Raw genomic sequence first — 13,147 nt, forward strand, 5'->3', positions numbered from 1 at the left:
TTTCATGCATTCAGTCCCGAAGGATGAGCACATGACACCTCCCCTGATTCGTCGAGACCTTCCACACCCCCCTGGGCGCGTGCCCCTCTTGGGTGATATCACCCATATCGATCGTTATCGTCCCATTCAGAATGAAGTGGCCCTGTCCGCATCGCTCGGCCCCCTTTTCGAACGGAGAGTCCTCGGCCTGCATTTTGTCTACGTGACAGGTGCTCGGCTCGCGGCACAGTGTTCGGATGAACAGCATTGGGAGCGTGCACTGTACGGGCCTGTGCTCGAGTTCCAACGGTTCATGCCGGACGCTCTGTTCGTAGTAGATTCCGACAATCCGTTGTGGGGCCAGGCGCGCCGCATTCTCACTCCGGCATTCGCGCAGAAGGCAATGCTCAGCTATCACCAGGCCATGCAGTCGGTTGCCGATGATCTCGTCGCGGAATGGTCCGCCGGTGACGGCGTGATCGACACGCACTCGGCCATGACGCGGGCCGCGGGGGAAGTCATCGGCCGGGCCGGATTCACCAGGGATCTCGGGCTTTTCCATGATGCGCCCGACAGCGCCGATTCTGTGGCGTTCATCGATTCTCTCGCGGACCTGCTGCGAATGGCGTCAGACGCCGGCCTTGCCCTGCCTGTCATCGGCCCACTCCGACGGCGGCTACTCGAACCCGGTGTGCGCCGCAATGTCGAGGTGATACATAACTTTTCCGACAGAATCATCGCCGAACGACAAGCTCACCCGACCGATGATGAGGATCTACTCAACCTCATGCTCACGGCCATCGACCCGGAAACCGACCAACGGTTGCCGTCGGACAACGTGCGCGAGCAAGTGCTGACCTTCATGGCGGGAGGCTACGAAACCACAGCCGCACTGCTCGAGTCGACACTGCACTACATCGCCGCTGACCAAGAGCTACAAGAACAACTCCGCGCCGAGGTTTCGGCACGCGGCGGGTTCGACTACAAAGCAATAACCGGGATGCGCCTGATCCGACAGGCTCTCAACGAGTGCCTGCGATTATGGCCGCCGGCACCGGGATACTTCCGGAGAGCCCGGACCGACCAGAACCTCGGCGGGTACTTGATCCCTGCCGGGCAAATGGTTTTCGTCCTCGCCCTGGCCGCACATCGCGACAGGGGCGTCTGGGGTCCCGACGCCGACAGCTTCGATCCGTCTCGCTTCGAACCCGACCGTTTGCGCAGCCATCCTGACCGGTTCTTCGAGCCGTGGGGCACCGGGCCGCGGAGCTGCATCGGCCGTCAGTTCGCACTCCATGAAGCCACGTTGCTGATCGCCCGCATTCTGTCCGCATTCGAATTGAGCACAGACGGCACACCTCTGGTCATGAGGGAACGTGGGACGCTGCGCCCCGAGCCATATCAGCTGAGGGTCGTACCCCGAGCCAACTGATGAGGCCAACTGGCCCGCACCGGAATCCGTGCCGCAGACTTCCGACACGATCCCGGTGCGGGACCCAACGACGACTAGTCGGCACGCCTCAGATACTGATCATGGTAGACCGGGTGCGTCCACACGCCGATCCGGAAGCTGATACTCCGTGTCGAAGTGATAGTCGGTGAACGGGTAGTGCCTGCCACGCCAACGCGTTTCGAGGGCTCCGGCGGGCCGGAAATACGGCGTGTCACCGTGCGAGTTGCGGTAGTAGGTCGGAACACCCTGCGTCTCGATGTAGTGCCGAAGGACCTGACCGCGCCTGCAGGTCTCGGCATGGTAAGCGGCGTGGGCCTGTTCGCTCACCTCGACAGTCGACGCCTGCCGGCGTCGCGCCTCCGCTATCGCTCGAATAGCGTGTGATGCAGTCGTTTCCACCATCCCGTGCCATCCGATATCGGACAACGAGTACGGTCCGACCAGCATCCAGCGGTTCGGCAGGCCGGCTATGGCCACACCCTCGTAGGCCTGTACTCCATTGGCGTGGAAGAACTGACCGAGATCGAATCCGTCCCGCCCGACAACGGTGCCTTCGGTGTAGCTTTCCGGCTCGGTGTGCATCTCGTAGCCGGTTGCCAGCAGGATGACGTCATATTGATGCTCGGTGCCATCGCTGGTCCGGATGCCCTGCTCGGTGAACCGCTCGATGTCGTCGGTGACCAGGCGAACATTGTCGCGATTGAACACCGCCGGATACCCGGTTGACAGGGTGAGTCGCTTCGCCATGGGTCCGTACCCGGGTGTCAGTGCGGCGGCCGTTGCGGGGTCATCGATGACCCGTCGGAGATACGCTCGGTAAACCCGCTTGGTGAAGGCATCGAATGCGGCCATCAACGGTTTCGCCACTGTCAAGGGCAGATACGTAGCCAGTCTGGCGATGGGTTCCAACCCCAGCAATATTATCCCGGACTGGGCCGCTGCCACGCCTGGCACCCGCAAGGCGGCTTGGAACCAGCGCGGGACCCGGTAGTTGGGTTTGGGTAAGCACCACGCAGGCGTCCGCTGGTAGACATCAAGGTGACCTACCTCAGGCGCGATCGCGGGCGTGATTTGCACGGAACTCGCGCCGGTACCGACCACAGCCACGCGCTTACCCGTCATGTCGAGTGCATGGTCCCAGGTGGCCGGGCTTTGCACCCTACCGGCGAAGTCATCGAGACCCTTTATGCCACTTTCGACTTTGGGTCGCAGAAAGGCGCCGACCGCGCTGATCACGAACCTGGCCGTAATGATCTCGTTGTCAGCGGTGTGCAACGCCCATCGGCGGTGTGTCTCGTCCCAGACTTCGCGGACGATCTCGGTGTGGAACCGTAGATGCCGATAGAGACCGTAGCGGCGGGCGACGTCCTGGTGATACGCCTTGACCTCGGCACCTGTCGGGAATGCCGTTGGCCAATCGGCCTTGCGAGCGAACGAGTACTGGTAGATGAACCCGGGTACGTCAACACTGATCCCCGGGTAGGTATTTTCACGCCAACTGCCGCCGACCTCGCCCGCGCGCTCCAGGATGGTGAACTCTTCGATCCCCGCGCGTTTGAGCAGCGCACCCGCCGCGATACCGCCGGGACCCGCCCCGATCACCACGATCTCGTGATCGGGTTGCGATGTCATAGTGCTCATTTCGTCTCCCTCACTGAATAGGTCGGCTGCCGGCGGTCAGCTGCGTGAGCCATTGGTCTATGAGCTGTGCCGTTACTTGGACCTCGGCGCCGCACAGGGCAACGTGATCCGCGTCCACGGTGTGAACCGTCTGCGCGGTTGACCACTCTTCTATCGGCCACTCGTTGAGGCTCTGATCCAAAGGCGACAATCGCGTGAACTTGACGAAAAGCGTCGTACATTCAAGAGGCTTGTGCTCGATCTGCATCACCAGGTCGAACCACCAACCGAATGCGGTCAATCGTGCGTTGGTCAGGCCGGCGAGGTCGGGGCTCGTCGCGTCCATCTCGAGCATGTGGTTCCCGCGGCCGTTCAGTTGGCACTCATTCGCCTCGCGGCCGATAAAGCCGTCAAGGATGACCAGGCCCTGCAGCCGGGTATCTCCCTGCTCCAATAGACGAGCCGTCGCCGCGTGGGCGATGTTTCCCCCTGCTGAGTAGCCGCCCAGCACGAATTCGTCCTGGCCCACCGTATCGAGGACCGTCGTGACAATGCTGTCGATAGCGGCATCGAGCGAGGCGGGGAGCGGCTCGTCCGGGTCGTATCCCGACAGCGGGATAGCCGAGACACGGCGGTGACCGCCCAAATGGGCGGCAAGCTGCGTGTACTGATTGGATCCGCCGAGGAATTCCGGGGGATTGATGAATACCAAGTGTGGCAGGGCATCCCCGCCACTGATTCCGATACCGCTCGGCATTCCCCCGGAGAAGTGGTCGAACCGCGGACGGAGTTTCGCTGCTGCTCGCAAGAGTGCCACACCGTGTGTGAACCTATTGTCCGCGATCGCCTGCCGGATGACACCGACCAAAGTCTCTTCGGGAGCGGCGGCTTCTGCCGCCGGAAGATCGGTAGATTCGCGAGCTGCATCCGACGGCCGCATCGGCGCTGCCACGGTCTCCCCATGGGATCCGAGCAGTTCGTGAAGAATGTGTCGGGCGAGGGTGACCGGTGTGGGGTGGTCGAAGATCAGGGTCGCGGGCAGTCGCAGTCCCGTGATCGTATTGAGTCGGTTACGGGCCTCGACCGCGGCCAGCGAATCAAAACCCAACTCTCGGAAGTTGCGAGCCGGATCGATCGCGTCGCGACCATCATGGCCGAGCACAACCGCCATCTGGTCTCGCACCACGCCCAGCAGCATCGGCAGTCGCTCGGCATCCGCCAGCACTGAAATCCGCTCTCGCAGAACCGCCTCACGGTCCCGCGACAGCTCCAGCGCCGAACGACGTCGTGCACTCGATACCAGTCCCCGCAGCAGCGGGATCAATGTCCCAGCCCTGACCTGCGCATCCAGCACCACATGATCCAGCGGTGCGGCAACCACCGCGGCACGGTCCTGGGCGATCGCCGTGTCGAACATTGCCAGACCTTGCTCAGTCGAGATAGGTGACAGCCCAACACGACCCAACCGAGCGGTGTCGGTATCAGCGAGATGCCCGGTCATCCCGGTATTGGAAGCCCAAAACCCCCACGCGATCGAAGTCGCGGCCAGCCCACTCGCACGCCGATGCTCGGCCAACCCATCCAGGAACACATTCGCGGCTGCGTAATTGCCCTGCCCTGCATTGCCCAGCACACCCGCCGCCGACGAGTAGAGCACGAACATCCCCAAATCCAGACGGCTCGTGGCCTCGTGCAGATACCAGGCGGCATCAGCCTTCGCCGCCAGCACCGCGTCCATCCGGTCCGGTGTCAGTGACGCGATCACACCGTCATCGAGCACAGCGGCCGCATGCACCACACCCGTCAACGGGAACTGCTCAGGCACCGCCGCCAACAACTCGGCCACCCCATCGCGAGTCGCGACATCACAAGCCACAATCCGCACCCGAGCACCCAGCTCGCCCAACTCCGACACCAACAGCGACGCTCCCGGCGCAGCCGCACCACGACGACTCGCCAACACCAGCGACCGCACCCCATGGTGTGTCACCAGATGCCGCGCCAACACCGCACCCAAACCACCCGTACCGCCTGTGACGAGCACCGTCCCAGCCGACGCCACGCCACCCGCGCCCGAACCCGGCGCGGCCGGAACAGGTAGCCGGGTCAATCGGGCTACATGCACGACACCGGCACGGATCACAACCTGGGGCTCGCCCGAAACGATCACCGCCGCCAGCCCTTCGGCGGCCAGCTCGTCAGTGTCGGTGTCGACCAGGACGATTCGGCCCGGAGCCTCCGACTGAGCCGAACGCACCAGACCCCAGACCGCCGATCCTGCCAAATCGGTGACATCGTGCCCAGCCTGGCCGACCGCACCACGAGTGACCACAACCAGGGTGCTCGCCGCACACCGCAACCCACCCAGCCAGGCCTGCAGCACGCTCAACATCTCATGCGTCGCATCGCGGACACGGCTCGGAACATCCTCGTCTGCGCCGGCACCGACCGCGCCACGGTCGAATACGACCACCGCAGGTACGGTCACATCCTGGTTCTGCACCCAGCTACCGAAAACCTCGCCACCGGTAAAGGTTTCGGCATCGACAGGCGAGATGACCTGCGCCGCTGAGGGCGCCCACTGCACTCCGTGCAACACGTTCCGCACCGAGACGGCGTCCAGCTCTGCGGAAGATACCTCCTGCACAGTCAAGGACCGCGTCGTGAGCACCATCCGGCCGACCGCATCGGCGACCTGGATCGATACTGCATCGATATCGCCGGGTACCGGAGTGATACGCGCCCGCAGCAGCGATGCTCCGGTCGCGTGCAAAGTCACCCCCTGCCAGCAGAATGGCAACTTCACTCGCCCGGGATCGGGATCGGGATCGGGATCGGGATCGGGATCGGGATCGACATCGACGAGCCGTCCGTGCAGCATCGACTCCAGCAAGGCCGGATGCACCCCGAACCGCGACACATCGGTCATCGACTCGGGCAGCTCGACCTCCACGAAAAGTTCAGCGCCACACCGCCATGCCGATCGCAACCCCTGGAACGCCGGTCCACACTCGTCACCGGCAACAGCCAACCGGTCATACAGACCACCCACAGGCACGGCGACCGCACCATCGGGCGGCCACACTGCCAACCCCGCATCCAGTTCCGGCACACCTTCGATACCCAACACACCCTGTGCGTGCAGAACCCACATGCCGTCGGCGGCCTCGGCACGGGAATACACCGACACCGACCGGCAGCCGAGCTCGTCGGCACCGTCCACCACTACCTGCAACTGCATCCCGACCTCGTCGGGCAGCACAAGAGGCTTCATCAAGGTCAGCTCCTGCAGCAGTGCACACCCCACTTCCGCTGCCGCACGCAACACCAACTCCATGAAAGCGGTCCCCGGTAGCAGCACAAACCCACCTACGGCACGATCGGCCAGCCACGGATGAGTCGCCAGGCCGACTCGGCCGGTCAGTACGACACCGTCCCCGTCCGGGGAAACCACCACCGCCCCCAACAACGGATGACCAGCCGCCGATAACCCCAACGACGACGCATCCCCACCACTCGAGACTCCATCCAACCAATACCTGCGCCGCTGAAACGCGTACGTCGGCAAAGACACCCCGCCCACATGAGCAGGTCCCAACAGTGCCGCCCAATCCACCCCAACACCCGACACCTCCAACTGCGCCGCCGACAGTAGGAAAGCGTCCATGCCCCCTTCGTCACGTCGCAGTGAACCCAGCACGGTCACCGGATCGGCACCCACCTGAAGATCACAAATTTGCTCGATACCGACCGTGAGCAGAGGATGCGGACTGACCTCGACGAAGACGTTGTACCCGTCCTCCATCAGGGCCTGAGCCGCTTGTTGGAAACACACTGGTTCCCGCAGATTCCGGAACCAGTAGTCCGCATCCAACTCGGTGCCGTCCAGTACACCACCGGTCACGCTGGACCAGAACGCCACCTGTGACGATCTGGGCGCAAGTTCGGCCAGCACCTTCAGCAGCGGTTCGCGGAGCACATCGACCTGCGGCGAATGTGAGCCGTAGTCCACCGAGATCCGGCGTGCGTGAACGTTGTCGCGTGCGCAGGCTTCCAGGAAATCCTCGAGCTGCACTGCCACACCGGACACCACCGTTGCCTGCGGGCCGTTCACCGCAGCCACTGACAATTCGTCGTATCCGGCCAGCAGCGTGGTGACCTGGTCGACAGGCAAGGACACCGTCACCATCCCGCCCCGCTCAGTCAAAGCGATCAAGGCGGCCGACCGCAGGACCACTACCCGAGCGGCATCCTCGAGGGACAAGGCCCCGGCCACACACGCCGCAGCAATCTCGCCTTGGGAATGACCCACTACCGCGTCCGGAACGACACCGACCGAGCGCCACAGCTCGGCCAACGAGACCATCATCGCGAACAGCACCGGCTGAACCACGTCGACGCGCTCCAGCGACGGCGCTCCTTCCGCGCCCGCGAGCACGTCGAACAACGACCAATCCACCAGCGGCGAAAACGCAGCATCACACTCGGCCATCTTCCGAGCGAACACCGGCGAACAGTCCAGTAGCTCTACTCCCATGCCCAGCCATTGAGCACCCTGACCAGGGAATACCAGCACAGTTCTGCGTGGCGCTCCAGCCACGCCGGTCACCACGCCAGGCCTCGGAGTCTGTTCCGACAGCGCAGTCAGCCCCGCAAGCAACTCGTCACGATCCGCACCTACCACCACCGCACGGTGGTCGAACCGCGACCGCTGAGACACCAACGACCGCGCCACGTCCTGCACGTTCATCAACGGGTCACCGGCCACGAAATCCCGCAGATTCCGCACCTGCCCCGCCAACGCCTCCGGCGTCCGACCCGACACCACCCACGCCACCGGTCCGTCCCCACCGACACCGGTCACGGGATCGGTCACCGATTCCGGTGCCTGTTCGAGGATGACATGGGCATTGGTACCGCTGATCCCGAACGCCGACACCGCAGCACGACGCGGCCGATCGACAACCGGCCAATCCCGCGCCGCGGTCAACAACCCCGCATGCCCCGACGTCCAATCCACATGCGTGGACGGCTCATCCACATGCAACGTCTTGGGCAACACTCCATGACGCAGCGCCTGCACCATCTTGATCACCCCGGCCACACCGGCAGCCGCCTGGGTGTGCCCGATATTGGATTTGACCGAACCCAGCCACAACGGCCGATCCTCCGGCCGGTCCTGCCCGTAGGTGGCCAGCAACGCCTGCGCCTCGATCGGATCACCCAACGTGGTGCCGGTGCCGTGAGCCTCCACCACATCAACCTCAGCCGCGGACACTCCCGCATTGGCCAACGCCCGCCGAATCACCCGCTGCTGCGAAGGACCGTTCGGCGCAGTCAACCCATTCGACGCACCATCCTGATTCACCGCCGAACCACGCACCACCGCCAACACCTGATGCCCGTTGCGTTGGGCATCCGACAACCGCTCCAACACCAACACACCCGAGCCCTCACCGAACGCGGTCCCGTCGGCAGCATCGGCGAACGGTTTACACCGACCATCCGGCGCCAACCCCCGCTGCCGGGAAAACTCCACAAACGTTCCCGGGGTTGTCATCACCGTCACCCCACCCGCCAACGCCAGCGAACACTCGCCCGAACGCAACGCCGCCACCGCCTGATGCAACGCCACCAGACCAGACGAACACGCCGTATCCACCGACACCGCAGGGCCTTCCAACCCCAGCACATACGACACCCGACCCGACACCACGCTGGGCGAAGAGCCGGTCAATCGATACCCCTCCACGCCATGATCAGCCCCGACTCCGGGTATCCCGCCATAGGTCTGTCCGAGGACACCAACGAACACGCCAGTATCACTGCCACGCAACGAATCCGGCTTGATGCCCGCCCGCTCCAACGCCTCCCATGCCGTCTCCAGCAGCAACCGCTGCTGAGGATCCATCGCAATCGCCTCGCGCGGACTGATCCCGAAGAACCCGGCGTCGAACTCGGCCGCGTCGTACAGGAATCCGCCCTTGTTCGTGTAGGACTTACCCGCAACACCGGGCTCCGGAGATAACAAACCCGACTGATCCCACCCACGATCAGACGGCCACGCCGACACTGCATCACGACCCTCGACAACCAGGCGCCACAGATCATCCGGCGACCCCACGCCTCCCGGAAAACGACACCCCATACCAACGATCGCTACCGGCTCCGAGGCCGACTGCGTCAGCTCCCGCAGCTTGGCCCTGCTTTCCTGAAGCTCGGCTGTGACCCGTCGTAGGAGATGTTGCAGCTTCTGCTGATCGACCATTTTCGGAACCTCTATTCCAAAGAACAAGAACCCAATCCAGGCAAAGACTCAGGCATACCGAACTCGTCGTTCAACAAAGCGGCGAACGCATCCTCTGCCGTCGACTGGAGATATGCCGATCGCGCCGAATTCGACTAGGCAATGAATCTGCTCGAGATCGGCGATCATAGTCGCCGAAGTGTCATCTGGTGTAGCTGAAGATCCGCGAGATCGGTTCGAGTTCAACAGTATCTGTCGCGAGGGTCACGTCAGCTGACTTCAGCCTGCGCTCGGCTGCGTGAGCCATTGGTCTGCCGGCCGTGCCGTCACTTGCGCACACCGCCAGGCGCCACCGACGTCTGCGGAAAGTCGATTGCCATCGCTCGGCATTGCCGTCGCCCGGTCCATCCGCCCCACCCCCATGAGCTAACTCGCAAAGTGCGTGTCAGCATCACGCAAGAACACGTTCTAGTCAAGCGATGGACGACGCCAGTTCCTCATGGCATGCTGGCGACATGGCAGGCCGGCGACGCCGTGGTGCAGCGCAGAGCGCTCCCCGAGTCAGTTCATTGCAGACCGCCAGCGGGGCACCGGCAAGGCCATTCACGTCAGCCGCAAGAACAGGTTCTACGCCTCGGGGTGCCGCAGCCGCCTTCCAGAAAGAAGTAGCCATTGTCGATTGTGAACATACGTCGATTCCGCCGAAATCAGAGACTGCACAGGAGCTTTGAGCAATGACCACAGAGCAAGGCCAGCTCGTCGAGGCATCGGACGAATCCATGAACAAGAATCGCACCATCGAGTGGTCGACAATTCCCACCCCCACATCATTGCCCGAGGTCGCACCCTGCGACTGGGAAGAAGCACTGAACGGGCCCGACACTGACACGGCCCAGGTCATAGTTCTGGACTGCCGCAGAGACGAATCCGGTACGCTCCCAACGGATGCGCACACCATGACACAGAAGGTGTCAGCCGCTTTGCAGTCCTGGTCCGGACAACGACGCTTCGATTCCAGCCCTTTCCTGGTACTCACGCGCGGCGCGGTTTCGGTATCGACTGACGAAGTCGTGCACCCGGCAGGATCGGCGATATGGGAGCTTGTGAAGACGGCTCAGGCCGAGAACCCGGGGCGGATCATTCTCGTCGACACCGACTCCTCCGACAAAGGCCTCGGGGACCTATTCGGACTCATGGCCGTACGGAACATGACTGTCACCGCAGTCGCCAGCGCCGAACCTCAACTCGCCATACGCGGAGACATCCTGTTTGTGCCTCGGCGCAACGGGATCGGACTTGCCCCCGACCGAGCTACCGTGGTCGCCGAGTCTGTCGAACAGTCTCCCGCAGCGAGCTCCAAATCCGCTGAACCATCTATTGTTCGCATGTTCAGACAGGCGGTCGCAGACGATAAGTTCGGCGACGGCCTGGAATTCCTTCTTGCGGCTGCGAAACTCCGCCCGGCGTTCGACCACTATACGGCAGGAATACCGAGGGGCATCGGGCTCAGCGGTGGCACGCCCCACAATAGTGGCGGAGATACCTTGCCTCACGTTGTATTGATCTGCACCCCGGCATTTCTCGGCGGATATATTCAGTACATTCTGCTCGCCGCTCATTTGGGCGGTCATCGCCGTCTCTCGGTCATCCCGCTCTCGGGATATGAGCCGGATGAGCCCTTGCCGGCGTCGCTCGACGCCGCCATCGAAAGTATCACCAAGGCCGTCCTCGACACCGTTGGGAACGACGAATTTGTCCTGGCCGGCATGTCGGGAGGAGGAAACCTCGCCCACGCCGCTGCAGCTCGATTGCTGGAACAAAGCAATTCCCGGTTGCAGGGATTGATCATCTTCGATTCCTTTATCGCTCGAGAGGCAAACGAGCGCCAAATGGGAACCGCGAGGGACGCCGTGGTCGATACGGAAGCATTGATCCCCGACCTTGCCGGCTTCACCACCGAACGGTTGACCGCTCTAGCATGCTGGCTCGAGCTGTTGTTGCAAATCGAGTATCAGCCTGTCGAATGCAAGGCGCTCGTCATCAAATGCACGAAACCGTCACCAACGCACAACCTCAACGAGTGGCCCATCGAAAGCTGGTCAACCGAACAGACTGTCCAGACCGTGGACGCGGAACATGTCGCACTGTGCAGCACTGAGGCGCATACGACCGCACAGGTGGTTGACCAATGGTTGAGGCAGTTGAGCGCAAACGACGGTTAACCTCGTCCGATGGTCTATCGAGTAACTCTCCACTATGTTCTGTTGGCTTGAACCCACTCCAGCCGACCTTTACCAGGTATAACGGACCACGCAGAAGGGCGCCTACCCCGGGGGAGGCGCCCTTCTGCGGTATCAGGCCTTGAGTTCGTCGCCGAGCAGCGCGCCGCCCGCGACCGAATCCCGCGCCAGCGCGTTGAGGAACGACTTGGCCCAGCGGTCCACGTCGTGCGCGAGCACCTGACGACGCATCGCGCGCATCCGGCGGCGGCCCGCCTCGCGGTCCTGGGTGAGCGCCGCGACCATCTCGTCCTTGACGCCGTCCAGGTCGTGCGGGTTGGCCTGGTACGCCTGACGCAATTCGGCTGCGGCGCCGGTGAACTCGCTCAGCAGCAGGGCGCCGCCGAGGTCGCTGCGGCAGGCCACGTACTCCTTGGCTACGAGGTTCATGCCGTCCCGGAGTGGGGTCACCAGCATGACGTCGGCGGCTACGAAGAAGGCGATCAGCTCCTCGCGGGGGATCGGCCGGTGCAGGTAGTGGACGACCGGCCTGCCGACCTGACCGAACTCGCCGTTGATCCGGCCGACCTGCTGTTCGATGTCGCCGCGCATCTGGATGTAGCTCTCGACCCGTTCCCGGCTGGGCGTCGCCAGCTGGACCATGATGTTCTGGGCCGGGTCCATCCGGCCCTCCTCGAGCAGCTCACGAATGGCGTTGAGGCGGACGTCGATTCCCTTGGTGTAGTCCAGCCGGTCAACGCCGAGCATGACCTTGTCCGGGTTGCCGAGTTCCTTGCGGATCTGCTTGGCGCGGTCCCTTATCGACTTCTTGCGGGAGAGCTCGTCGAGCTGACCCGAGTCGATGGAGATCGGGAACGCGCCGACCCGCACGTTGCGGAAGCCCACCTGGACGACGCCGAGCTTGGAGCGGACCCCGACATTGCCCCGCGACGTCGGCTGGCCCGCCAGTCGCCTCGCCAGGTACAGGAAGTTCTGTGCGCCGCCGGGCAGGTGGAAGCCGATCAGGTCGGCGCCCAGCAGGCCCTCGACGATCTCCCGACGCCACGGCATCTGCATGAACAGCTCGACCGGCGGGAACGGGATGTGCAGGAAGAACCCGATGGTCAGGTCCGGGCGCAGCATCCGCAGCATCTTCGGCACCAGCTGGAGCTGGTAGTCCTGGATCCACACCGTCGCGCCGTGCGCGGCGGCCGCCGAGGTGGCCTCGGCGAACCGGCGGTTGACCTCGACGTACGCGTTCCACCAGGAACGGTCGTAGACCGGCTTGACGATCACGTCGTGGTACAGCGGCCACAGAGTGGCGTTGGAGAAGCCCTCGTAGTAGTCGGCGACCTCCTGTGCGCTCAGGCGCACGGGGTACAGCTCGATGCCGTCCTCGACGATGGGGCCCAGATCGGTGTCCGGCACGCCCGGCCAGCCGACCCAGGCGCCCTTCTTGCCGCGCAGGATCGGTTCGAGCGCGGTGACGAGGCCACCCGGACTGCGCTTCCACCTGGTGCTGCCGTCGGGCAGGGTCTCGAGATCGACGGGCAACCGGTTGGCAACGACAACAAATTCCGAGGCGGAGCCCACAATCTTCCTTTGTTCGGATGCCGCCGCGACCGCGGC

General features: G+C 63.6%; 4 protein-coding genes and 1 pseudogene. 2 read left to right on the plus strand and 3 right to left on the minus strand.

Annotated features, from left to right (window positions below; translation table 11 throughout):
* The first annotated feature begins 31 nt into the window (after positions 1-31).
* Positions 32-1,411 carry a cytochrome P450 gene (locus C8K38_RS12785; RefSeq protein WP_097211846.1) on the plus strand — a complete coding sequence of 460 codons (1,380 nt, stop codon included), beginning with the start codon at positions 32-34 and terminating at the stop codon, positions 1,409-1,411.
* Positions 1,412-1,510: 99 nt separating this feature from the next.
* On the opposite strand, the gene C8K38_RS12790 is transcribed toward C8K38_RS12785, so the two are convergent.
* Positions 1,511-3,073, minus strand: a complete 1,563-nt coding sequence (locus C8K38_RS12790; RefSeq protein ID WP_245221048.1) for a flavin-containing monooxygenase — start codon at positions 3,071-3,073, stop codon at positions 1,511-1,513.
* A 76-nt stretch (positions 3,074-3,149) separates the two neighbouring features.
* Positions 3,150-9,320: pseudogene (locus C8K38_RS12795) on the minus strand (SDR family NAD(P)-dependent oxidoreductase); the annotation flags it as partial.
* Positions 9,321-10,033: 713 nt separating this feature from the next.
* Between C8K38_RS12795 and C8K38_RS12800 the strand changes: the two are divergent.
* Positions 10,034-11,521, plus strand: coding sequence for a thioesterase domain-containing protein (locus C8K38_RS12800; RefSeq protein WP_097211848.1), 1,488 nt, complete (start codon positions 10,034-10,036; stop codon positions 11,519-11,521).
* A 132-nt stretch (positions 11,522-11,653) separates the two neighbouring features.
* Here the strand turns inward: C8K38_RS12800 and C8K38_RS12805 are convergent, their stop codons facing one another.
* Positions 11,654-13,111 carry an alpha,alpha-trehalose-phosphate synthase (UDP-forming) gene (locus C8K38_RS12805; protein ID WP_257017479.1) on the minus strand — a complete coding sequence of 486 codons (1,458 nt, stop codon included), beginning with the start codon at positions 13,109-13,111 and terminating at the stop codon, positions 11,654-11,656.
* Between the last annotated feature and the right edge of the window lie 36 nt (positions 13,112-13,147).

It is taken from the genome of Rhodococcus sp. OK611, assembly GCF_003050885.1.
Taxonomy (GTDB): Bacteria; Actinomycetota; Actinomycetes; order Mycobacteriales; family Mycobacteriaceae; genus Rhodococcus_G; species Rhodococcus_G oryzae.

What these genes read in the sequence shown, in the direction of transcription:
- C8K38_RS12785 (WP_097211846.1), top strand. Translation starts at nt 32, where the DNA reads ATGACACCTCCCCTGATTCGTCGAGACCTTCCACACCCCCCTGGGCGC.
- C8K38_RS12790 (WP_245221048.1), bottom strand. Translation starts at nt 3,073, where the DNA reads ATGAGCACTATGACATCGCAACCCGATCACGAGATCGTGGTGATCGGG.
- C8K38_RS12800 (WP_097211848.1), top strand. Translation starts at nt 10,034, where the DNA reads ATGACCACAGAGCAAGGCCAGCTCGTCGAGGCATCGGACGAATCCATG.